This is a genomic window from Shewanella sp. SP2S2-6, from assembly GCF_031931965.1.
Lineage (GTDB): Bacteria > Pseudomonadota > Gammaproteobacteria > Enterobacterales > Shewanellaceae > Shewanella > Shewanella baltica.
In genome coordinates, this window is the sequence record NZ_JAUOEQ010000043.1 from 1 (window position 1) to 23192 (window position 23192).

At 48.1% G+C, this 23192-nt stretch carries 17 protein-coding genes; 14 read left to right on the forward strand and 3 right to left on the reverse strand.

All coding sequences use genetic code 11. The annotated features are described in order from the left end of the window. Positions 1–945: 945 nt before the first annotated feature. Together Q4Q57_RS19570 and Q4Q57_RS19575 are read right to left on the reverse strand one after the other, a co-directional pair. Complete coding sequence (locus Q4Q57_RS19570) at positions 946–1851, reverse strand: helix-turn-helix transcriptional regulator (protein ID WP_311891788.1); 906 nt, start codon at positions 1849–1851, stop codon at positions 946–948. 69 nt (positions 1852–1920) lie between these two features. Beyond that, positions 1921–2811 carry a formate dehydrogenase accessory sulfurtransferase FdhD gene (locus tag Q4Q57_RS19575; protein ID WP_063882346.1) on the reverse strand — a complete coding sequence of 297 codons (891 nt, stop codon included), beginning with the start codon at positions 2809–2811 and terminating at the stop codon, positions 1921–1923. 301 nt (positions 2812–3112) lie between these two features. Here Q4Q57_RS19575 and Q4Q57_RS19580 point away from each other — a divergent pair, with 301 nt between their 5' ends. From Q4Q57_RS19580 to Q4Q57_RS19635, 12 genes are all read left to right on the forward strand, one after another. Next, complete coding sequence (locus tag Q4Q57_RS19580) at positions 3113–3577, forward strand: DUF3305 domain-containing protein (protein ID WP_006083560.1); 465 nt, start codon at positions 3113–3115, stop codon at positions 3575–3577. Continuing rightward, positions 3577–4245 carry a DUF3306 domain-containing protein gene (locus Q4Q57_RS19585; RefSeq protein ID WP_311891789.1) on the forward strand — a complete coding sequence of 223 codons (669 nt, stop codon included), beginning with the start codon at positions 3577–3579 and terminating at the stop codon, positions 4243–4245. Before Q4Q57_RS19580 ends, Q4Q57_RS19585 begins: the two co-directional genes overlap by 1 nt. 189 nt (positions 4246–4434) lie before the next feature. Continuing rightward, complete coding sequence (locus Q4Q57_RS19590; protein WP_199850918.1) at positions 4435–6096, forward strand: 4Fe-4S binding protein; 1662 nt, start codon at positions 4435–4437, stop codon at positions 6094–6096. 10 nt (positions 6097–6106) lie between these two features. After that, positions 6107–6784, forward strand: a complete 678-nt coding sequence (locus Q4Q57_RS19595; protein ID WP_012090496.1) for a molecular chaperone — start codon at positions 6107–6109, stop codon at positions 6782–6784. A gap of 175 nt (positions 6785–6959) precedes the next feature. Next, entirely contained in the window at positions 6960–7157 is a 198-nt protein-coding gene (locus tag Q4Q57_RS19600; protein WP_006083564.1) for a twin-arginine translocation signal domain-containing protein, read from the forward strand. 17 nt (positions 7158–7174) lie between these two features. Continuing rightward, positions 7175–10027, forward strand: coding sequence for a molybdopterin-dependent oxidoreductase (locus Q4Q57_RS19605; RefSeq protein WP_311891802.1), 2853 nt, complete (start codon positions 7175–7177; stop codon positions 10025–10027). A 26-nt stretch (positions 10028–10053) separates the two neighbouring features. Next, positions 10054–10650 (forward strand): formate dehydrogenase FDH3 subunit beta, encoded by a 597-nt coding sequence (gene fdh3B, locus Q4Q57_RS19610; protein ID WP_006083566.1) that lies wholly within the window; start codon positions 10054–10056, stop codon positions 10648–10650. Between the two features lie 49 nt (positions 10651–10699). Continuing rightward, the gene (locus Q4Q57_RS19615) at positions 10700–11728 is read left to right on the forward strand and encodes a formate dehydrogenase subunit gamma (protein ID WP_006083567.1); all 1029 of its coding nucleotides are present in this window, start codon (positions 10700–10702) and stop codon (positions 11726–11728) included. Positions 11729–12111: 383 nt separating this feature from the next. Beyond that, on the forward strand, positions 12112–12312 hold the full coding sequence (locus tag Q4Q57_RS19620; RefSeq protein WP_006084531.1) for a twin-arginine translocation signal domain-containing protein: 201 nt from the start codon (positions 12112–12114) through the stop codon (positions 12310–12312). A gap of 17 nt (positions 12313–12329) precedes the next feature. Then, positions 12330–15182 (forward strand): molybdopterin-dependent oxidoreductase, encoded by a 2853-nt coding sequence (locus tag Q4Q57_RS19625; RefSeq protein WP_311891790.1) that lies wholly within the window; start codon positions 12330–12332, stop codon positions 15180–15182. Positions 15183–15211: 29 nt separating this feature from the next. Then, on the forward strand, positions 15212–15781 hold the full coding sequence (gene fdh3B, locus Q4Q57_RS19630) for a formate dehydrogenase FDH3 subunit beta (RefSeq protein WP_071940374.1): 570 nt from the start codon (positions 15212–15214) through the stop codon (positions 15779–15781). A 77-nt stretch (positions 15782–15858) separates the two neighbouring features. Next, on the forward strand, positions 15859–16842 hold the full coding sequence (locus Q4Q57_RS19635) for a formate dehydrogenase subunit gamma (protein ID WP_311891791.1): 984 nt from the start codon (positions 15859–15861) through the stop codon (positions 16840–16842). A gap of 79 nt (positions 16843–16921) precedes the next feature. Here the strand turns inward: Q4Q57_RS19635 and Q4Q57_RS19640 are convergent, their stop codons facing one another. Next, a complete protein-coding gene (locus Q4Q57_RS19640; RefSeq protein WP_311891792.1) occupies positions 16922–18979 on the reverse strand; it encodes a TonB-dependent receptor domain-containing protein in 2058 nt (685 codons plus the stop codon). A 666-nt stretch (positions 18980–19645) separates the two neighbouring features. On the opposite strand from Q4Q57_RS19640, the gene Q4Q57_RS19645 reads away from it, so the two are divergent. Together Q4Q57_RS19645 and Q4Q57_RS19650 are read left to right on the forward strand one after the other, a co-directional pair. Further along, positions 19646–21229, forward strand: coding sequence for a methyl-accepting chemotaxis protein (locus Q4Q57_RS19645; protein WP_311891793.1), 1584 nt, complete (start codon positions 19646–19648; stop codon positions 21227–21229). Positions 21230–21582: 353 nt separating this feature from the next. Then, the gene (locus Q4Q57_RS19650) at positions 21583–23124 is read left to right on the forward strand and encodes an esterase-like activity of phytase family protein (protein ID WP_311891794.1); all 1542 of its coding nucleotides are present in this window, start codon (positions 21583–21585) and stop codon (positions 23122–23124) included. The last annotated feature ends 68 nt before the right edge of the window (positions 23125–23192 follow it).

Consider the following 23192-nt stretch of genomic DNA (forward strand, 5'->3'; position numbering starts at 1 on the left):
TGCTTCCGTCTTGCGACTTCAGCGGCTCAATGAATTCTGATTTTTTGTTTCTCGCACTCCTTATAAAAGAAGGGCTGAAACAAACTGTACATATTGCTATGAACACTCATTGTTACATTGATTTAAATTTTTGACTGCCAACCCGAAGGTTAAGCAGTTTCGATTAACTCAACACCTGTGAGTGTCCACACAGATTTCTTGTTTTATCTTGTTAAAGAGCAACTCAATATCCGTAAGAGGACTTGAGTACCACACTGAGCGCCGAACGCTTCCAGTTGGCTAGGGCTGCGTATTCTACGCATTTCCCGTTTCGCGTCAAGGAGTATTTTCAACTTCTTGACGCGATTGAATTAAGTGGTCAAAAGCCATTCAATTCAACCTAACTCGTCAGCTTGCTTTCGCTGTCTGCCGTGTCAGTGGATGCGCATTATAGGGAGCAGGAGATTTTGTGCAACCCCTATTTTAAGGAAATTTGCTGTTAATTCTGATTATCTAAACTAGCCACAAGATACCCACCACTTACCCCCAAAGTTATCCACAAAATAGCGTTTTCTCTGCAGTTCTACCTCATATTTTGGGGATGTACTGCATTAAGGCGAAGAGATTGACGCATAGATTCTATAAATTTTAGATAAGGATAACGACTGATCGAACCGGAATATCTCCTCCCAACTCTTATATAGACCGTTAATGGAATATAACGGAGAGCAATATAGATGACGCGCTAACACATTCGGCGATAAAGATACTTTAACTATATAGTCATAGTCGCTGCCTTCATCCCATCGCCATAGTAAAGCCCAAATGACTTAATCAGGGACAGGGAGAGATCTCTTTAATACTTATTCGGTAACTAGCTATATAAGTAGCAGCGTAAGTAACTGTCATAAGTATGGCAGAGATCATTCGACTCTATTCAGCTTGATCCATTACCGAGAGAGCGGATTAGCTCGCACTCCAGAGTAACTTTCCACAGTCGGTAAGATCATAGCCACCCAGTAGCGCCGCCATTTGCCTCGAGTGGCCGCTCGCCAACATAGTAAAGAGTTGTTGAAGCTGACGACGGAAGTAAATGCTCTGCGGCATAACGAAATCGAAGGACTCTTTAATCAGTGGCACAAAACTCAAACCACTCTCCAATGCCACAGATTGACAGCCAAAACCTATATCGGCATCACCACGGGCGATATAACCTGCCAGCTCGCGTTCACTATAGGCCGTCAGCACGACATTAAGCTGGTCTAAGCGAGCGCCTTGCTTTAACAACCAATGTTCTAAATGTTGCTGGCTACCCGCGCCGCCCTGACGACTCACCCAACGCCAAGGTAAGTTCACGACTTTATCTTCCTCTTGGCATCTGTGGTGCATATCGGCACGCATGATCAACCCTTGTTGACGGGAGTAACCGTGCACCATGATCCATTGTTGATGATTGTTATACCCTTTAAGTAAGGCTGGATGACGGATATTGCGATCCTCCATGCTGCCCCAGTGTAAGGTACACACATCGGCATAACCTTTAGCGAGTAACTCTAATCCTAAGCGTGAACCTGTCGCGCTGTAGCTTATCAACTCACGACTACCGACTTGTGCCATCAAGCGCGCCACCAGCATAGATAAGAGTGGATCGTCACTGCCGGTGATCAACAAACGGTCGGTGAGCATGCCACTGTGACACGAATCCATTACCCAACGGTCGATTAACACTTTCGGGAATAGCCATTTACCGGTGATTTTAGTGGCGGGGAGAACTCTGTCATTGGCCATGGCGTAGACTTTTTTCTCGTTAAGATCTAAATACTCGGCCACTTGCTTCGCGCTCATGTAAACCAATTCACTGGCAGACGTCATTTTGTTTCCTTGTCTTATTCTTTATTACTGCATGCAAGTCTTAGCATTACTGTCTTAGCTAAATTGGGGCTAAGGAGCGGTATTGGCATCAAATTGCAGATTTTCACTGCCGTGATACACCAAAAAGTGTCGACCTTTAGCGCGGGCGATAATAGTAATGCCTAACTGCTGCGCCAGTGCTAAGCCCATCTGAGTGACGCCGCTACGTGATAGCAAAATGGGGATCCCCATCTTGGCGACTTTAATCACCATTTCAGAGGTTAAGCGGCCTGTGGTATAGAATATTTTGTTATCGCCACGATCCTGCGTCAGCCACATATCCCCAGCCAAGGTGTCGACGGCATTATGGCGGCCGACATCTTCAACGAAGGCCATAATCTTATCGTCTTCGCACAAACCACAGCCATGCACAGCGCCAGCATTCTTATAGGTTTCGTTATATTCGTTGATATTTTTCAATAAGCTATACAGCGTGCTTTGCTTCAAACTCGGTGTAGGTAAATTGATGTTATCTAGATCCTGCATGAAACTGCCATAAACCGTGCCTTGACCACAGCCTGACGTCACGGTTTTTTCGGAGAGTTTCTCGTCGAGATCGGCGGTTTGTTCACGGGTAACCACAGCCGCAGAACTCACATCCCAATCGACGATAACAGAGTCCAGCAGGCTCACATCCGAAATAAAGCCTTGGTTCTTAAGATAACCTAACGCCAGAGACTCAGGTTTTGCCCCTAGGGTCATCAGCGTCACTATCGGACGCCAGTTTAAGTAAACGGTAAGTGGACGTTCGCAGGCGACAAATTTATCCAGCACTTCCCCTGCTTCATTCACTGCTTTTACGGCAATGGTTAAGGGAACTTCTGCTTGGGTTCTCACAAAAGAACACTGATGATGAGGCTTCTGAGTGGGGTTAGCTGCCGCTACTTCTTTATCTGTGCCCATGCTGTTTTCCGAAATCATAATGCTACCGTTTAACGAGTCATGGCCTGAGCATAGCAATATTTATACCTAGGTATAAAACTCGGGTTTAAATGCGTGATCTGCCGCAATGCTGATTTTTCATTAGCCCTTTTATGTCCCAAACAAAACCCAGCACTGGACAAAATGTCCACTTTTTAGGGGGTTTTTGATGATCTAGTTCAAACTAATACCCCATGTTTACTGGCACCAATATTGCAGTGACCTTTTATCGCAATTTGTTGGTAAAACCGATCCGTTCGATCTACGGTTCGTCCATCAACACGGCTGAGACGGAGAGACAATGCAACATACAACGAATGTTTGGCCCATGTACGTTTCACTTAAAAAAGTAGAGAAACAAGTTGGCCGCTGGACCTCAGTACAATGGGAAATTGAACACTTACTTCCCGCCACCCATCAAGCCCCAGACGACGCAACCTTAGTGCTCCTCGAACTGCACAAAGACGAACGCGCCAGCTATCGCCTCAATCTCGATGTAGACAACGCTATGCTGTATTTAGTGTGCGATGAAACGGCCGATGGCACTTGGATACCCGCAGCACTGTCGGCAGACCAAAACGTCGCCGCAGGTTGTCTTGAGGGCAATACCCCTGTTATCAACCTATTGATGCCAGAAGCCATCGCTTGTTGGATTGAAGCCTTTATCACCCAGCATGGCGAAGTCGAAATCGCCGCCCATCGCCGTAAGCATGTCGATGGCCGTAAGAATCAAGGCCCGAGTCACGATCCACTTCGGAGGGACTAATGGCTGAATCCACGCAAAAAACGGCTGGGCTACTGAGTCGCTGGAACCAGCGTCGCGAACAAGTTGCCGCTGAACAAGCGCGAGAAACTCAAGAAGAAGCAGCGCCTCAAGCGCCGATCGCGACCGAAGCCACTGTGGCAGTTGAGCCGCTTCAACCGACAGAGCCAGTAACAGAGTCCAATACTGCCGAACATGACGATCCGAATCGCATGCTCACGGCGGCGGATTTACCGAATCCTGACGAAATTGAAATTGGCGGCAGCTTTGCGAGTTTTATGGGCGCGAATGTCGATCCGGCGGCGAAATCTGCGGCGCTGCGAGCACTGTGGAAACAACCACATTTCAATGAGATAGATGGGCTTTTGGAATATGCGCTCGATTACAGTAATCAGCCCAAACTCAGCGCCGAAGTTTCAGCAGAATTAGCGCAAAAAGTCTTCCGCTACATCACCAAAGACAGCGAAACGCCGGATGAAGAGTCAGCCTTAGCCAAACAAGCTGCAGAAACTAATCCATCCGCTAGTCTTGATGTAAGCGAAACCACGACTCAAGCAGTCGACACCGAGTTGGCAGCAGAGCCGATAGCGGACAATTTGGATGGGGAGACTGATGACCTACCCCAAAATGCACCAGAGCCCTCGGCTCAGGCCCAAACCCGAGTTGTTTAACGTCAGTTTAGCTAATTTTAATGTCCGTAACTTTGGTATGTGAATTGCTGTACTAAGACATAATAAAGCTTAGATAAAAGCAGAAAAGGCAATGACTTACTTATTACCAGCCGCCTAAATCTGCCCAGAAACAGTAAAACAAGAAACAGCCAAAGTACTGTTCAGGAACGCAATGTGAGCACTCATTTGATGACCAATCAAACCCAAGAAGCGTTAAAACAAGCGCGGCAACAGGTGTTAGCGCAAACTCAGATGTTGCAGAATCTGATCCCGCCAACCGTCAGCTACACCACCGAAGGCAATGTCCTCATTATCGGCCCAGAAGATCTGGCTCGCCTTGCCGCGGACAAATTGTCCACTATGGCCCATCGCGTGATTTTAGCCAATGAAGCCATTACCAGCCAAGACGAAGCGCACCTTGAGCGTGTGATGGCGGCGGCAACCGATGTCGAAAGTTACTACAACAAACTCATTGGCGTAAAAGGCTTTTTAGGCCAATTCCAAGTCAGTGTTGAACATCAAGATGGCGCGGCCGAACTCAGTTTAGTGTCGATTCGTAAACCCCATTTCGATATCGTGCTCGATTTGAGCAGCACAGCTTGTTTGAACTTAGAGATGCTGCCACCCGGTTATTTCTATGTCGGTCAAGACGCTGAAAAACTCGAAGATGCCCTCGCGCAAATTCCCGATCTTGTCGGCCAATTCGATAAGCCTCGCTACGTCAAAATCAACCCAGATATTTGTGCCCATGACCGCAATGGCATCAATGGTTGTAATCGTTGCCTTAACTTTTGCCCAGCCGATGCGATTAGTAGCGTGGCGAAGAAAATTGAAATCGACCCATACCTTTGCCACGGCGCGGGCAGTTGTACCAGCGCTTGCCCAACGGGTGCTATCAGTTACGATTTACCGACGCCGCAGGCCTTACATTCATATCTGAACAAAGTCGTTAGTCGTTTCCGCGAGCACGCCCAAACCGCACCGGTAATTTTGTTCCACGACAATGCCGTCGGCGCCGACTTTATCACCGACGATCTAGCGGGTGACATTATCCCCGTCGCCCTAGAAGAAATTACCGTTGCCAGTTTAGATCATTGGCTGTCGGTACTCGCATGGGGCGCACGCCAAGTGCTGATCCTCAATACCGACGCCACGGCGCCAACTCTTACGCAAATGCTTAAAGGTGAACTTTCGTTAGCCAATAGTATTTTAGATGAGATGGGTCAGCCGCAACGTATCAGCCTCATCGACCCAAGCATGCTTGCCGATTTAGATGCGATGCTCGATATCAGCTTAGATTGGCCCGTGATCGTGCCCGCTGCATTTGCCTCGACCACTAAACGCAACACGCTATTTGAAGCGATAGATCACCTCAATAGCCAAGCGGGTGAAATCGATACTTGCCTTAGCCTCAACAACATTCCCTTTGGCAAAGTCAGCGTGAATGTCGAAAAGTGCACTATGTGTATGTCCTGCGTGGCAATTTGCCCAACCGTGGCATTGCAAGATGGCGGCGACAAACCTGCACTACACTTTATTGAGCAAAACTGCGTGCAATGCGGTTTATGTGAAGCGGCCTGTCCTGAAAAGGTTATCAGCCTAACGCCGCAAATTAATTTTGATAAAGCTGCTCGTCAGCAACAACACACCCTGAAAGAAGAAGCCCCCTTCGAATGTATTCGCTGCGGCTCTCCTTTTGCGACCCAATCTATGGTGCATCGGATGCTGGATATGGTCGGCGCGCACAGCGCATTTTCTGCCAATATTGAGCGCTTGAAAATGTGTGGCGACTGCCGGGTAAAAGACATGTTTGAAGACATTCTTCAAGATCCTGAAAAGCAACTGCGATAAGAGATCCGCTATGACCGAATCAGTAAGACAAGTTTCAGAAAACGATCAGTTGAGAGCCGATATCTATCAACTGTTAGCCGCCCTATTGCGCCGTCAGCCGAGTCCTGAACTGCTGCAATTTTTGGCCAATCTTGAAATCGATGCCAATGAAGACAACGAGATGACCAAAGCCTGGTTATCACTCCAACTTGCCGCCCAGCAGTTCAGCGATGAACAGCTTGAAGACGAGTATTTTGCGCTATTCCTCGGTGTAGGTTCTGGCGAGATCTTGCCCTACGGCAGCTGGTTTATGACCGGCTCTTTAATGGATAAACCGCTGGCATTACTGCGCCAAGACCTAATGCAACTCGGATTTGAGCGCGAAGACAACGTTAAAGAACCCGAAGATCACGTAGCCGCCCTGTGTGAAGTGATGGGAACCCTGATTTTAGAAGCGCCGAGCTATCGCCAACTGGCTTTTTACCAACGCCATATCGGCAGTTGGATTGGCCGCTTCTGCGACAACTTAGCTAAAGCGCCCAGCGCTGCGTTTTACGCGACCGTCGCCCAGCTGGCAAAAGCCTTCTTTGAAATGGAAGCCAGTGCCTTTGAACAATTGAGCTTAGATATTCCCGTCAACTGCCCAGGCAGCGCCGACCTACAACCGGCCACCAGCGATTTAGCAAAACCAGTGGAATTAATGAACTAAGACTAAGCTTAATAATAGCGCGACATGTGCGCGCTAGATGTCAATACTAGATGAGCTCAAACCGCGAAGGTGAAGTCACACGCACCTTCGCAACAATAACGAAAGCTTAAGCTTTCACAATAACCGAGGTGGTCGCCGTTTGTGCCACCTTAATCCCGCAACACAAGGAGACACTATGAAGAAGCCAGCTTCCGACATGGGCCGTCGTCAATTGCTCAAAGCATTGGCACTCGGCAGTGCGGCAGGCGCAGTGGTAACCGTGAGCAGTCAGGCGTTAGCTTCGACAAAAACGGCTGCAACCACAGAGCCTAAGAGTGAGAACTACCGCGAAACCGACCATATCCGTAACTATTATGCGTCGTTGAACAACTAACCAGAGGAGAGTGTGTGATGCGATTAACCCGCAAAACAGACCAGGTTGTCGAATCTAAAGCGCCAGCACTGGGTCTCAATCGTCGTCAGTTCTTGAAATCGGCAGGTCTTGCCACAGGTGGCATCGCTGCGGCGTCCATGCTAGGTACAGGCATGATGCGTAAAGCTCAAGCCCAAGAAGACATAGGCCACAATGTTCCCACCGAAGTTAAACGTACCATCTGTTCTCACTGCGCCGTCGGTTGTGGTGTATATGCAGAAGTACAAAATGGCGTGTGGACAGGTCAAGAACCGGCATTTGACCATCCCTTTAACCAAGGCGGACACTGCGCGAAAGGTGCGGCACTGCGTGAGCACGGCCACGGTGAAAAACGCCTGAAATACCCAATGAAGTTAGAAGGCGGCAAGTGGAAAAAGATCTCTTGGGATCAAGCGATTAATGAAGTCGGCGACAAGATGGCAGCGATTCGTCAAGAGTCGGGTCCAGATTCCGTTTACTTTATGGGTAGCGCCAAGTTTTCTAACGAACAAGCTTATTTATATCGCAAATTAGCGGCACTGTGGGGCACGAACAACGTCGACCACTCAGCCCGTATTTGTCACTCTACCACGGTAGCCGGTGTTGCTAACACTTGGGGCTACGGTGCGCAAACCAACTCGTTAAACGATATCCGCAACTCTAAGTGCGTCATGTTTGTGGGTTCAAACCCAAGTGAAGCCCACCCAGTCGCAATGCAACACATTTTGGTGGCTAAAGAACGCGGCGCCAAAATTATCGTCGTAGATCCTCGTTTCACCCGTACTGCAGCGAAATCTGACGAGTACGTGCATATCCGCCCTGGTACAGATATCCCCTTCATTTATGGCCTGTTATGGCACATTTTTGAAAACGGCTGGGAAGATAAAGACTTCTTAAAACAACGTGTATACGGTATGGAACGTATCCGCGAAGAAGCCAAAAAATACACTCCAGAAGAAGTTGAGTTGGTTGCAGGCGTGCCTAAGGCGCAAATGTACCGCGTTGCCAAGATGATGGCCGAAACCAAACCCGGCACTATCGTTTGGTGTATGGGCGGTACTCAGCATCACGTTGGTAATGCCAATACCCGTTCATACTGTATTTTACAGTTAGCCCTTGGCAACATGGGGGTTTCTGGTGGTGGGACTAACATCTTCCGTGGTCACGATAACGTACAAGGTGCAACGGACTTCGGTCTGTTATTCGACAACTTACCCGGTTACTACGGTTTAACCTCTGGCGCTTGGGCTCACTGGTCGAATGTATGGGACTTAGATCCAAAATGGGTAGCCAGTCGTTTCGACCAAGGTGAATACTTAGGTCAAACACCACAAACCTCAACTGGTATTCCTTGCTCTCGCTGGCACGATGGGGTGTTAGAAGATAAAACCAAAATTGCGCAGAAAGACAATATCCGTCTGGCGTTCTTCTGGGGACAATCGGTGAACACTGAAACCCGTGGTCGCGAAGTGCGTGAAGCATTGAACAAGATGGATACTGTGGTGGTGGTCGATCCGTTCCCAACCATGGCAGGGGTGATGCACCAACGTAAAGACGGTGTATATCTGTTGCCTGCGGCGACCCAGTTCGAAACCTATGGTTCAGTTTCAGCGACCAACCGCTCAATCCAATGGCGCACTAAGGTCATCGAGCCGCTATTCGAATCTCTGCCAGATCATGTGATCATGTATAAGTTCGCCAAAAAATGGGGCGTTGAAAAAGAATTCTGTAAGCACATTCAAGTGAATGGCGACGAGCCTTTGATTGAAGATGTGACCCGCGAATTCAATACCGGTATGTGGACAGTGGGTTACACAGGTCAAAGCCCTGAGCGTTTGAAAATGCACCAAGAAAACTGGGGCACTTTCGATGTCAATAATCTAACAGCACCCGGCGGCCCAGCTAAGGGTGAAGTCTACGGTTTACCTTGGCCATGTTGGGGTACACCAGAGATGAAACATCCTGGTACCCAGATCCTGTACGATCAATCAAAACACGTGAAAGACGGTGGCGGTAACTTCCGTGCCCGTTACGGTGTTGAGCATGATGGCGTCAACATTCTTGCCGAAGGTTCTTTCTCTAAAGGCAGTGAGATTCAAGATGGTTATCCTGAATTTTCCGCCGACATGCTCAAGCAATTGGGTTGGTGGGATGAACTCACAGATGCAGAGAAAAAACGCGCCGAAGGCAAAAACTGGAAGACTGACATTTCTGGTGGCATTCAACGTGTTGCGATCAAGCATGGCTGTATTCCCTATGGTAACGCTAAAGCCCGTTGTATCGTTTGGACTTTCCCAGATGATATCCCGAAACACCGCGAACCACTTTACACTCCTCGTCGTGACTTAGTCGCCAAGTACCCAACCTACGAAGACCGTATGGTTGCGCGTCTGCCGACCTTGTATAAGTCAATCCAAGATAAGGACTTTACCCAAGGCTTCCCACTGACACTGACCTCTGGTCGTCTAGTGGAATACGAAGGCGGTGGTGAAGAATCCCGTTCTAACCCTTGGCTTGCTGAGCTGCAACAAGAAATGTTCATCGAGATGAACCCTGCGGATGCTGCGGATCGCGGCGTGCGTGACGGTGACAATGTCTTTGTACATGGCCCAGAAGGCGCCAAGATCACGGTTAAGGCTATGGTGACACCACGGGTTGTTCCGGGTGAATGTTTTATGCCATACCACTTTGCTGGTGTGTTTGAGGGCGAAAGCCTAGCGAAAAACTATCCTGAAGGCACAGTGCCTTACGTGATAGGCGAATCGGCAAACACCATTTTAACTTATGGCTACGACGTTGTGACTCAGATGCAAGAAACTAAGTCCAGCCTATGCCAAATCAGCAAAGCCTAACCTACTTGATGAGGAGATAAGCCATTATGGCAGTCATGAAATTTCTGTGTGACACCAAGCGCTGCATCGAGTGTAACGGTTGCGTCACTGCATGTAAGAACGAAAACGACTCCGCTCTCGAGTGGGGAATTCAACGTCGCCGCGTGGTGACGATCAACGATGGTCTACCTGGCGAAGCCTCAATTTCAGTGGCTTGTATGCACTGTACTGACGCTCCCTGCATGGCCGTATGTCCGGCAGATTGTTTCTACCGTACCGAAGACGGCATAGTGCTACACAACAAAGATACTTGTATCGGTTGTGGTTATTGCTTCTATGCTTGTCCATTTGGTGCACCGCAATTCCCGAAAAAGACTGCCTTTGGTAGTCGTGGCAAGATGGACAAGTGTACTTTCTGTGCCGGTGGCCCAGAAGAAACCTTCTCCGAAGCCGAGCGTAAAAAATACGGTGCAAACCGTATTGCTGAGGGCAAGTTACCTATGTGTGCTGAGCTTTGTTCGACAAAAGCCCTGCTCGCGGGTGATGCGGAAGTGGTATCCAATATCTACCGTCAACGTATGGCCTCTCGTGGCAATCCTAACGTGATTTGGGGTTACAACCCCAAGACAGGTGAGATTAACTAAGCAGAGCGAGGGTTAGGGAGTCATCCCTAACCTCTGGCAAGGAGTGAAAATGTTAAACAAACAGTTAAACAAATCACTGCGCAGTCTGTTTGCTCTGTTGGTGCTCGTCATGGGATTGGGATTAGGTTCAGTAATGAGCGCAAGCCCAGTACACGCAAGTGATCAGCAATCGAGTCAACAACAGGCGAAAGCGCAAACCAGCGATGCCGATCTTTGGCGGGCGGTAAAAGCAGGCGATGCCGGCTATACCACTGCCAAAGGGATAGATACTGGGGTGTTGATTAACGTTGCCGGTAACCAAGGTAAAGAACTGAGAAACCAATATCTGACCCCGATTATGGCTTTGGCCGTTGTCGGTGTGTTCGGGGCTTTCTTATTGTTTTATCTGGTGAATGGTCCATCAAAACTCAGCAAGGGCTTTTCAGGCAAGTTAGTGGCGCGTTGGTCTAAGGCGGATCTGTGGATCCACTGGATCATGGCGAGCAGCTGCCTGACACTGATGTTTACCGGTTTAACCATAATGTTAGGTAAGCATGTTGTTCAGCCCATGTTAGGGCCTGATCTGTGGGCGCCATTGATCTACGGCAGCAAAACCATCCACGATTGGGCAGGTCCCATCTTTATCGCGGCTTGGGCTGTCTGTGTCGTCAAATGGATGCCGCTACAAACCTTCAAGATGTATGATTTGAAATGGTTTTTAGTGGTAGGTGGTTATATCAACTTTGGCCCGTTCAAAGGTAAACACCCCGACAGTGGTTTTGCTAACGCCGGTGAAAAAATGTGGTTCTGGACCTTGATGTTGTTTGGTTTATTTATCAGTGTTTCTGGCATCATGTTGGTGTTACCTGGCTTAGACTTACCGCGCGAAGCCTCCATGGGCGCGCTACTGATCCACTCTATCAGCGCCATTATCCTGATTGCCTTTACCATAGTGCATATTTGGATGGCGACCGTACTCAGCGAAGGCGGTATGGAGTGTATGAAGTCAGGCTATTGTGATGAAAACTGGGCAATCCAGCACCACAATCTCTGGTATGACGAAATCAAAGCCAACGGCAACTTAAAGTATAAAGACTAAGTTAAACCGCAGCTTTTAGGTCCTTAAAACACCCCGCCATGCGGGGTGTTCTTTTATCTGCACTTCATTAGACAATACAAAAACTTAACACCTGAAACACCGTGATACAAAAAGCCGCCAACGCCCTGCTCCCAAGGGATTTACGAAACTATGAGCGAGTTAACGCTTTAAGAGTACGGCAGCCGATTTCAACACTGCAAACTGTCCTAGATCAATTCCTACTCAACCCTTTCCTACTATATTGCCGTCACGCGCGATGATTGATGGCAAACAAGATGATTTCATTATCTTTTCCACCGCTAATCTTCACTTTTTGATAACAAGTTGAATCCCACAAAAAGCCGTGCGATCTCAAAAACTAAACCCTAATTTCAGGAGTCAGCATGAAGCAGCAACCCAGCGATTTATCTCGCCGATCTTTGCTCAAAGCGCTCACCGTCGGCAGCGTAGCGGGTGCCGCGATTGCCGCAACCGGCATGAGCGTGGCACAGGCCAGCGAGAGCAGCAAGGTAACCACCAAAGCGTCAAAGGGTTACCACGAAACTGCGCACATCAGCAGCTATTACAATAGCTTGCGCAGCTAATCTAGGAGAAGTCAGCGATGAAGTTAACTCGCAAGTCTAGTGTCGCCCCAGTGGCAGACAAACCGGCGTTAGGCATTAGCCGTCGTCAATTTATGAAGCACGCAGGTATTGCCACCGGTGGTATTGCCGCAGCATCTCTGATGGGCACAGGCATGATGCGTCGCGTCGAAGCCAAAGAAGTACCGCATGATGCCCCTATCGAAGTCAAACGTACTATTTGTAGTGCCTGCGCCGTCGGTTGTGGTCTGTATGCTGAAGTACAAAATGGCGTGTGGACGGGTCAAGAACCTGCATTCGATCACCCCTTCAACGCCGGAGGTCACTGTGCTAAAGGTGCGGCACTGCGTGAGCATGGCCATGGTGAAAAACGCCTGAAATACCCAATGAAATTGGTTGATGGCAAGTGGAAAAAAATCTCTTGGGAAGATGCGATTAACGAAGTGGGCGACCAAATGCTCAACATTCGTAAAGAATCCGGCCCAGACTCAGTGTACTTCATGGGTAGCGCTAAATTCTCAAACGAAGGTTGTTACATGTACCGCAAACTAGCGGCCATGTGGGGCACAAACAACGTCGACCATTCAGCTCGTATTTGTCACTCTACCACGGTAGCCGGTGTTGCTAACACTTGGGGCTACGGTGCGCAAACTAACTCCTTTAACGATATCCAAAACGCGAATGCGATTTTCTTTATCGGTGCCAACCCTGCAGAAGCCCACCCAGTGGCGATGCAACATATTCTGATCGCGAAAGAAAGAAACAACGCTAAGTTAATCGTGGTTGATCCACGTTTCTCTCGTACTGCGGCGCATTCAGATCTGCACTGCGCATTGCGTCCAGGTACAGATATTCCTTTTATTTACGGTATGTTATGGCACATTTTTGAAAACGGTTGGGAAGATAAAACTTTTATCCAACAACGTGTTTTTGAGATGGATACCATTCGCGCCGAAGCGAAAAAGTTCCCACCTAAAGAAGTGGAAAACATCACAGGCGTGAGCGAAGCCGAAGTTTATCAAGCCGCGAAACTCATGGCAGATAACCGCCCTGGTACTGTGATTTGGTGTATGGGTGGTACTCAACACCACGTCGGTAACGCCAACACTCGCGCTTACTGTATTCTGCAATTAGCGCTAGGTAACATGGGTGTGTCAGGCGGCGGTACTAACATTTTCCGTGGTCACGATAACGTGCAAGGCGCGACTGACTTAGGTTTGTTATTCGATAACTTACCGGGTTACTACGGCTTAACAACGGGTGCTTGGACCCACTGGACCCACGTGTGGGATCTGGACATGGAATGGATGAAGAGCCGTTTCGATCAAGGCACTTATCTTGGCCGTGAACCTATGACTACGCCCGGTATCCCTTGCTCTCGCTGGCACGATGGTGTGTTAGAAGAAAAAGGCAAACTTGCGCAGCAAGATAACATCCGTATGGCGTTTTTCTGGGGACAATCGGTCAACACCGAAACCCGTCAACGTGATGTACGTGATGCTTTAGACAAGATGGACACTGTGGTCGTTGTCGACCCGTTCCCAACTATGGCAGGTGTGATGCATCGCCGTAAGAATGGTGTTTACTTGCTACCAGCAGCGACACAGTTTGAAACTGAAGGCTCAGTGTCTAACTCTGGCCGCAGCCAACAATGGCGCGAAAAAGTCATAGAGCCACTGTTTGAATCTAAAACCGATATCGAAATTATGTATCGCTTAGCGCAAAAACTGGGTATTGCCGAGCAGTACACTAAACGCATCGCGATTGAAAATGGTTTACCTGTGATTGAAGAAATCACCCGTGAAATCAACCGCGGTATGTGGACTATCGGTATGACGGGTCAAAGCCCTGAGCGTATCAAGTTACACACCCAAAACTGGGGCACTTTCAGCAACAAGACGTTGGAAGCCGCAGGCGGCCCAGCGAAAGGCGAAACCTACGGTTTACCTTGGCCATGTTGGGGCACGCCAGAAGCGAAACACCCTGGTACTCAAATTCTGTATAACCAATCGAAACACGTTAAAGACGGTGGTGGTAACTTCCGCGCCCGTTATGGTGTTGAATACAATGGCAAAAATCTGTTGGCCGAAGGCTCTTTCTCTAAAGGTGCTGAAATCCAAGACGGTTACCCAGAGTTCTCCGATAAGCTGCTCAAACAACTCGGTTGGTGGGATGATCTGACTGCGGCAGAAAAAGCCGAAGCCGAAGGCCGCAACTGGAAGACAGACTTGTCAGGCGGCATAGTACGCGTGGCGATCAAGCACGGTTGCATTCCCTTTGGTAACGCCAAAGCCCGTTGTATTGTTTGGACTTTCCCAGACCAAGTACCTGTGCACCGTGAGCCGTTATACACGCCACGCCGTGACTTAGTGGCAAAATACCCTACCTATGCCGACATGCAAGTGCACCGTCTGCCAACTCTGTATAAGTCAATCCAAGACAAAGACATGAGCGGCAAGTATCCACTGGCATTGACCTCAGGTCGACTAGTGGAATACGAAGGTGGCGGTGAAGAATCTCGTTGTAACCCTTGGCTAGCTGAACTTCAACAGGAAATGTTTGTTGAGATAAGCCCTGCCGATGCTGCTGATCGCGGTATTCGTAACGGTGATTTCGTGTGGTTAGAAGGCGCCGAAGGTGGCCGCATTAAGGTACAAGCCATGGTAACCCCACGGGTTAAACCTGGCGTGACCTTTATGCCATACCACTTTGCGGGTGTGATGCACGGTGAAAGTTTAGCGCCTAATTACCCAGAGGGCACAGTACCTTACGTTATCGGTGAATCTGCTAACACTGCGCTGACCTATGGTTATGACCCTGTGACGCAAATGCAGGAAACCAAGGCATCACTGTGTCAGATCGTTAAAGCGTAAGTGCAGCTTAAGCTAGGAGAATTGCCATTATGGCTACAATGAAATTTTTGTGTGATACCAAGCGCTGCATCGAATGTAACGGTTGTGTCACTGCCTGTAAAAACGAAAACGACTCCGCTCTCGAGTGGGGGATCCAACGCCGCCGCGTAGTGACCATTAACGATGGGCAACGTGGAGAAGCCTCTATCTCTGTCGCCTGTATGCATTGCAGCGATGCACCTTGTATGGCAGTTTGCCCAGCAAATTGCTTCTACAGAACCGACGACGGCATAGTGCTACACAACAAAGATGCCTGTATTGGTTGCGGTTACTGCTTGTACGCCTGTCCGTTTGGCGCACCACAGTTCCCGAAAAAAGGTGCCTTTGGTAGCCGTGGCAAGATGGATAAATGTACCTTCTGCGCTGGCGGCCCAGAAGAAAACCACTCAGAGGCAGAGCGCCAAAAATACGGTTCAAACCGTATTGCCGAAGGCAAACTGCCTATGTGTGCAGAACTGTGTGCGACTAAGGCCCTGTTAGCGGGTGATGCAGAGGTGGTTTCTAGCATCTTCCGTGAGCGTGTGGCTTACCGTGGCGCTAAAAACGCGGCTTGGAATTAATTCAGGTCAACAGGATCTGTCCACAGACTTAGCTTGGCGCCTGCAGGCAGGCGCCACTAAGCGAGAGAGGATGTATGATGAACAAGTGGTTCAAACACATAGGCTTAGCCATAGCACTGTTATTTAGTGCCGTGTGTCTAGCCAATGGTGGTGGTGACCAAGCGCTCCAACCTCAAGCCTCTGATGCCCAAATTTGGGCACAGCTGAAGGATGGCGCCACGGGATACACTACCTCCCAAAGCAAGTTCCACGCCCAACCGATCAATACCTATGATCTGCGGGTGCTCGAACTACGTAGCGACTGGTTAGCACCGGCCTTAATGGCAGCGCTATTCGGCATGATCATTATCTTTGTCTTATTTATCAAGGTGAACGGCATCTCCAAGCTACACCATGGTTTTTCAGGCAAGTTAGTGCATCGCTGGTCAAAGTTTGACGTTTCAATCCACTGGTTAGGCGCAATCCCGTGCTTGCTGTTGATTTTAACGGGCTTAACCTTGCTGGCGGGTCGCTTCTTCTTCCAACCTTGGCTCAGCGAAGGCATCTGGGAAGCTATCGTCTATGGCGCTCAGCAAATCCATGACGTGATGGCGATTCCCTTCATGATAGGTTGGGCATTAATGACCACCCTATGGGCGAAAAACCAGCTACCAAAAATGTACGACGTGAAGTGGTTCTTAGTGGTCGGTGGTTACATTAACTTTGGTCCATTCAAAGGTAAGCACCCAGACGCAGGTTTTGCCAACGCCGGTGAGAAAATGTGGTTCTGGGCCTTTGCCCTGTTTGGATTAGTGATTTCGGCCTCGGGCATGCTGTTACTCTTCCCAAATCTTTTCGAACCAAGCCGTACATTAAGCTTGATCGCACTCGTGCTGCACTCATTGAGCGCTATCGTGATCTGTGCTTTCTCTATCGTGCACATCTTCATGGCAACGGTAATGTCTGAAGGCGGTATGGAGTGTATGGTGTCTGGTTATTGTGATGAAAACTGGGCAACTCAACACCACAACCTGTGGTACGACGAAATCAAAGCCAACGGCACTTTGACATATAAAGAGTAAAAGTCGCTGAAAATAAAAAACCTCCACAGCATGCTGTGGAGGTTTTTTATGGGTAAAATAAGTGCGTTAAATCGAGCGCTTAAAAGCGGTACATCACAGAGACGCCGAGATTTCTGGGGTCGATAATCGCCGCATAACCATCGGGGTAACTGCGGCTGGCGGGTTCATTTACCGTCAATGCTTGCTCATCAAACAGGTTGTTTATAAAACCGCTGACTCTCCAGCTATCGGTTTGATAATCGAGGCTTAAGCGAGCCACCACATAGTCACCAGCCACCCGTGATTCGGTATTATTGATATCCGCAAAATACTCACCCACATAGTTGCCTGAAAAACCGAAAGAAAACGCATCGCCCAACCAATATTTTAAGCCCGCATTGGCGGTCATGTGCGGCGCCGAGTTCAGCTGATTGCCGATAATGTCACCATAGCTAGGATCCGCTTGTTTGATCTCACTATCGAGCAAACCTACGCCCGAAATAAATTGCAGGTTTTCGGTTAACATGGCACTAAATTCAGCCTCAATACCGTAGCTGACCGCTTTATCGATATTGGTAATTTTGCGGGCGCTATTAGACGCTTGATAACCATCAAAATCGTTGTAGAAGAGGTTGGCACTCAAGTTAACATCGCCATTGGCAAATGAGCTGCGACTGCTGAGTTCATAGGTATTGACGTACTCTTCGTCGTAATAGTAATACTCACTTTCGGCTAACGACAGCGCACCGCCGCCCGAGTTATAACCCCGGCGAACACTGGCCGCCAAGGTCGTGCTGTCATTCAGCGCATATTGCAACACCAGCTTCGGCAGGGTGACGGTATTGGCATCGTCGAGTTTTTCCTGCAATTGGCTGCCCTGATAGAGCATATTGAAGTTACGTAATTGCTCGTCACGCATCACGCGGCCGCCGACAGTAACCCAGAGTGACTCGGCAAGCCCATAGGTTATTTCACCGTAAATGGAGGTGGACTTAGTGCTGTCATCACCACTGTAAACGGAACTGCCAGTACTGCCAAAATCTTGGCTGCGTTTAAAATACGCTAAACCCACAAAGCCGTTGAAGTCTTTATCTTTAAGGCCAAAGCTGTATTTACCATCGACAGTGTAACTCTGGTCGCTCATATCGACATATTGCTGCGCCGTGACAATGGGTTCATAGGATTCAAAGCCCCAGTCATAATCCATATAAGCCACGATGAGATCTAAGGCGCGCCCTTCACCGAGGTCATAATCAACTCTCACTGAGTGAGTCGTCGATTTAGTCTCGATATATCGCTGGAAAATAGGCTTAAACGCCCAAGGATCATCACCGGTAAAATAGTTACGCCCGGAGTCACCTTTCTCATCATTGTATGAAAAGCTGTAGAGCACTTTGAGATCTTCAATCGCACTCGGCTGCCACAGGAATTTGCCGCGCCAGCGATTGGTGATCAGTTCATTTTGATCAAAAGTGGCGGGATTAGTCTCGTATTCCAAGCCTTTATTGAAGGTATCCCCTGTCACATTTTGTCCGCTCACCCTAAATGCCAACTCATCATCGAGGATCGGGCCTGAGAGCATCACAGCACTGTCGATAAAGTTATCTTGATTACGATAACCGACACGAGCCGCACCTTGCCAATCGAAGGTTGGATCTTCGGTTTTAATAAACACTGTGCCGCCAATGCTGTTACGGCCGTTAATCGTCGATTGTGGGCCGCGGTACACCTCAATTTGTTGGATATCCCACAGACCAGTATCACCAGTAAGATCGGCAACAAAAGGCTCAGCAACCCCATCGACTAAGGTGGATACCCGCGCCCGAGCGCCACCGGTAAAAGAATTAAATCCAGAGGCAGAACCATTACCTGAAACCCCACGGATATCCGGCACAGAACCCGATAGCACCACCACGTTAGGTACTTCAGATAAAGCACTCGAGGTGGATTGATATTGACCGCTGTCGAGCGCTTCCTTGTCGATCACCGAAATAGAAGAGGTTGTATCCTTAAGACTACGTTCAATCTTTTCACCATAAACAGTAATCTTCTCAATAGGTTCAGAAGATTCAGCATCTACGCCTGCATAAGCTGAAGATATCAACAAACTCGAAACTATTGCGGCAATTGCACTTTTTTTAAACGCCCTGCATTCCATAAAAACCTCGACAGCAATCATTGATTAAAAGGTGTTAGCTTGAAATGCCGACAATCTACATTAAAACAACCTTAAATCCAAATGATAACCAATATCATTTACATTAAGTTTATGGCTTTGTGACTGACCGCAAATTTGCGTGTGATGATAAGTAAAAGAGTGAACCGGGAATAAGTGCGACTTACGTTGACAGGGACTAGAGCTTGTTGACGTTTTGAGATTAAATTTTGTTCGCCCTGACAAGCTCGTGATCGCGAAACAAAGAGTGAAGTGCCGTTATTCCTCCCACCTGAGGAGCAGCTCGTATAATTGATAGTACGAGCAGAAGCTTGCCAGACGAACCCTTTGGGCAGCGTTTGCGTGTTTTGCGATCTGCGTCACAATCGCCTTTTGCACTGTTAATAAGCTGTAGAATGGCGGCTAACCCTGCTTTATTTTTACTTTAAAAATCAATTAACTGAGATATTATTGAATTTTAATTACACAACATATAGCAACCAGGAGGTTATTTCAAACCAACAAAACCATAACAACTTCTTTAAAAACATAAATTTACGTCAAAAAGGCTCAGAATATCACCTTGCGACTGTGTAATTCCAAGCGTTAAAATGGCCGCCATATGTAATTTAATTACACCTCTCTTGATTTATACCTCAGTAGGCCACCATGTTTAACAATGCAAAAACCAGCACATTGACGGCGCTGCCTTCAGTATTTTCGAGTATTCTATTGATCATTATCGGTATTTTCTCCTATCGAGGCTTTGCCGAACTCAATGACACCAGCAGCAAACTGGTCAACAATACCCAGCTCGCCGAAACCTTCACTAGTGTACGTGAATCCTTCTTTGAACTGCGTTTAGCTACATTAGTCCATAACACTGACGCCATCAGCTCACAACAACGAAATGTGCAGCTGCTCATAGAGAAACTCGCAAACTTTAACACCGATTTTATGGGGCCAGATGCCAGAACGATCCGCACGCTGTTGCCGCAAATTGAGCAATATGTGCGTCTGTATCAGCAAGAAATCAACTACGCCAAACAAACTGGCGCAGAGCCTGAACTAACACTCGAGCGCAAGGCACTTGGACCCAAAGTAAGCAATGAGATTAATCAATTAGTTAAGTTGATCACTCAGCGAAACCATGATCTTGGCAAACAAGCCGAAGACAAAGTGAACGCCACCGAGACATTGCTCCTTGGCCTAATCCTAATTGCCATCGTCGCCTCACTCCTTAGTGCACTCTTTATGAGCAAACGCTTAGTCAGGATAGTCAATGACATTAAGCGGGTAATGGAACGCCTAGCCAATGGCGATCTGACACATAAAACAAATATTAAAGGTGACAACGAACTCTACTCACTCGCCACAGATCTCGATCGCGTTATCGATAATCTACGCCATATCATCTCGGATATTACCCAAGCCTCAGACCATATCTCAGATCAAATTGGCCAACTGAACGTGCAGTCCAATGCCAATACCCATGCATTGCAGACCCACGCGGTAGAAACCGACCAAGTCGTCACGGCCATGACAGAAATGAGCGCGACTGCCCACAATGTCGCAGGCGATGCTGCATCTGCCGCCCAGTTTACTCAGCAAGCCAATGAACAAGCAGATAAATCGAAGAAATCCGTTGAACAGGCCGCCAACACTGTGATTGCCTTAGTGACTAAAGTGGATGTCGCTGCCGATGCGATTAATGATATGAATGAAAACACCCGCCATATCGCTACTATCTTAGATGTGATTGGGGATATTGCCGATCAAACCAATCTGCTCGCGCTCAATGCGGCTATCGAAGCTGCCCGTGCCGGTGAACAGGGTCGGGGCTTTGCCGTTGTCGCCGATGAAGTACGTACGCTGGCCGCTCGCACTCAAGCCAGCACATCCGAGATCAATCAAATGCTTGAACGCTTACGCCACGGCGCCGACGCGGCCGTCACAGCAATGGAGCAAACCAAACACAGTTGCCAACAAGCCGCCGACACCACGACTCTGGTAACAGAAAACCTCGATACCCTGACCGCTTATGTGTTCGATATTAATGGGCTCAGTAATCAAATCGCGACCGCAGCAGAAGAGCAAAGCGCTGTCACCGAAGAGATAAATCGTAATCTGACCACCATTCGTGAAATGGTCGATGAACTGAATCAAAGCGGTAAAGCCACCCTCAATAGCGCAACCTCTTTGGCCGCGACGAAAGAACAACTCGTCGGCGTGGTCTCGCATTTTAAGCTTTAAGTTTACTGAACTAAGCTTTTAAACCTGCGGCCTAATAACAAAAATTATTAGGCCGCAGATTTTTTTGATGAAAAACAAAAAGAATCACACCTCCAATATAAATCGCTGTCAGGAAACCTAAGTGATTTAGAAAATATAATCATGATAATCAATTGTTTATACTATATTAAACATCAATAAAACGTCTCACTCAGCCACTCAACTACACCATAATCAGCTTCCCACTCACGCCAACACACAGTATTCGTGCTCGATACGTTAAGCGACACACTTGTCACATTTAGTTCACAGCCTAACTTTATATTACCTGCCAACAACATAGCTAATCACTTTAAGAATCGGGATATATTAAGATGAAAAATGTGCTCGTCACCTCAGGCTTGTGCCTGTCAGTTTTGCTACTGAGTGCTTGTAATTCGGATGATAAAGACATCAGTAGCCTGACCACACAAACCACATTAGTTGGCGGTGATAGCCACTGCTGGATGGGCGGCACTCGCACGGATTCTGGTCTTGATAGCAACGATAACGGCAAGCTCGACGGTAATGAAGTGGTTGATAGCAGCTATGCATGTAATGCCGACCTGTTTACGGATAAAGCGGTGCATTTACCTTTCACTGTGCTGCGCAATGATTTAGACAATGGCGCTATGCCTGGTACTAAATTTGAAATTCGTAACGGCGGCTATGGCTCTGATGCTGCGCCCAATCCCAATAATCCAATTCAATTTTATGCCCTCACCGATCGCGGCCCGAATGCGGATTACACAGGTAGTTTAGGCAAAGGTAAGATGTTTCCAACGCCGGACTACACACCACGTATTGGTTTGTTTGAACTCCAAACCAATGGCACCATCACTAAGGTCAAAGACATCTTATTTAAACGCCCAGATGGCAGCTTGATCACTGGACTTCCTAATAGCAGTAGCCTTGGCGGCACAGGAGAAATCCCCTATGACGCAGCAGGTGAAGTTATCCGTCAAGACATGAGCCAGCCTTATAATGCCCAGACCAACCCCATCAAACTCGATGATTATGGGTTAGATTCCGAAGGTCTTGCCGCCATGGATGATGGCAGTTTTTGGGTCAGCGACGAGTATGGTCCACACATTGTGCATTACTCGGCTGAAGGGGTAGAAATAGCGCGTATTAATCCTTTCGCAGACGATAAGCGCAACTTATATAGCCTGCCGGCAGAGTTTGCTCATCGCCGTGCCAACCGAGGGATGGAAGGCCTGACTATCACGCCAGATCAGTCGACACTTGTGGGCATAATGCAATCGACCATTTCTAATCCCGATAAGAGTGTTAACAATAATACCCTGACTCGAATCGTGACCATCAACTTGTCGACCGGCGCTATTGGCCAATATTTGTATCAGCAAGAAATTGCCCAGAACTCTAACTCAGCGATCGTTGCCTTAAGTAACAGCCAATTTTTAGTGTTAGAACGTGATGGCAAGTTTTTTAATATCGACACTGATGTGATGAAGCATGTATACAAGATAGATATAAGCGGCGCGACGGATCTCGAGACCGTCACTGCACAAGCTGATATCGCCCAAGATGCAGCGCTAGGATTAACCCTTAAAGGTAAAACCTTAGAACAGGTAGCGCTAAGCGATGGCTGGGAGGCACTTGCAACCAATGGCATCATACCCGCGACAAAATCACTGGTGCTAGATATGGCTGCCAAAACACAATATCCCCATGACAAAATGGAAGGTTTGTGGCTAATTGATAATAAGCGTTTGGGTGTGCTAAATGACGACGACTTCGCCACTTGGAGTAATAACAACACCTTAGAACAGAAATATCTCGATAGTGCGCAAAGTGATATCGACGGCAACACTTTGTATATCGTTGACGACTTACTCTTATCGGCTGACAAATAACCATTAAGTATTCAGCCACATGAGCCATCACTGTCTTATAGTGGTGGCTCATAACACACTCAAGTTGC

Coding starts and splice junctions, on each gene's coding strand:
- Q4Q57_RS19570 (WP_311891788.1), bottom strand. CDS start 1,851: ATGACGTCTGCCAGTGAATTGGTTTACATGAGCGCGAAGCAAGTGGCC.
- Q4Q57_RS19575 (WP_063882346.1), bottom strand. CDS start 2,811: ATGATTTCGGAAAACAGCATGGGCACAGATAAAGAAGTAGCGGCAGCT.
- Q4Q57_RS19580 (WP_006083560.1), top strand. CDS start 3,113: ATGCAACATACAACGAATGTTTGGCCCATGTACGTTTCACTTAAAAAA.
- Q4Q57_RS19585 (WP_311891789.1), top strand. CDS start 3,577: ATGGCTGAATCCACGCAAAAAACGGCTGGGCTACTGAGTCGCTGGAAC.
- Q4Q57_RS19590 (WP_199850918.1), top strand. CDS start 4,435: ATGACCAATCAAACCCAAGAAGCGTTAAAACAAGCGCGGCAACAGGTG.
- Q4Q57_RS19595 (WP_012090496.1), top strand. CDS start 6,107: ATGACCGAATCAGTAAGACAAGTTTCAGAAAACGATCAGTTGAGAGCC.
- Q4Q57_RS19600 (WP_006083564.1), top strand. CDS start 6,960: ATGAAGAAGCCAGCTTCCGACATGGGCCGTCGTCAATTGCTCAAAGCA.
- Q4Q57_RS19605 (WP_311891802.1), top strand. CDS start 7,175: ATGCGATTAACCCGCAAAACAGACCAGGTTGTCGAATCTAAAGCGCCA.
- fdh3B (WP_006083566.1), top strand. CDS start 10,054: ATGGCAGTCATGAAATTTCTGTGTGACACCAAGCGCTGCATCGAGTGT.
- Q4Q57_RS19615 (WP_006083567.1), top strand. CDS start 10,700: ATGTTAAACAAACAGTTAAACAAATCACTGCGCAGTCTGTTTGCTCTG.
- Q4Q57_RS19620 (WP_006084531.1), top strand. CDS start 12,112: ATGAAGCAGCAACCCAGCGATTTATCTCGCCGATCTTTGCTCAAAGCG.
- Q4Q57_RS19625 (WP_311891790.1), top strand. CDS start 12,330: ATGAAGTTAACTCGCAAGTCTAGTGTCGCCCCAGTGGCAGACAAACCG.
- fdh3B (WP_071940374.1), top strand. CDS start 15,212: ATGGCTACAATGAAATTTTTGTGTGATACCAAGCGCTGCATCGAATGT.
- Q4Q57_RS19635 (WP_311891791.1), top strand. CDS start 15,859: ATGAACAAGTGGTTCAAACACATAGGCTTAGCCATAGCACTGTTATTT.
- Q4Q57_RS19640 (WP_311891792.1), bottom strand. CDS start 18,979: ATGGAATGCAGGGCGTTTAAAAAAAGTGCAATTGCCGCAATAGTTTCG.
- Q4Q57_RS19645 (WP_311891793.1), top strand. CDS start 19,646: ATGTTTAACAATGCAAAAACCAGCACATTGACGGCGCTGCCTTCAGTA.
- Q4Q57_RS19650 (WP_311891794.1), top strand. CDS start 21,583: ATGAAAAATGTGCTCGTCACCTCAGGCTTGTGCCTGTCAGTTTTGCTA.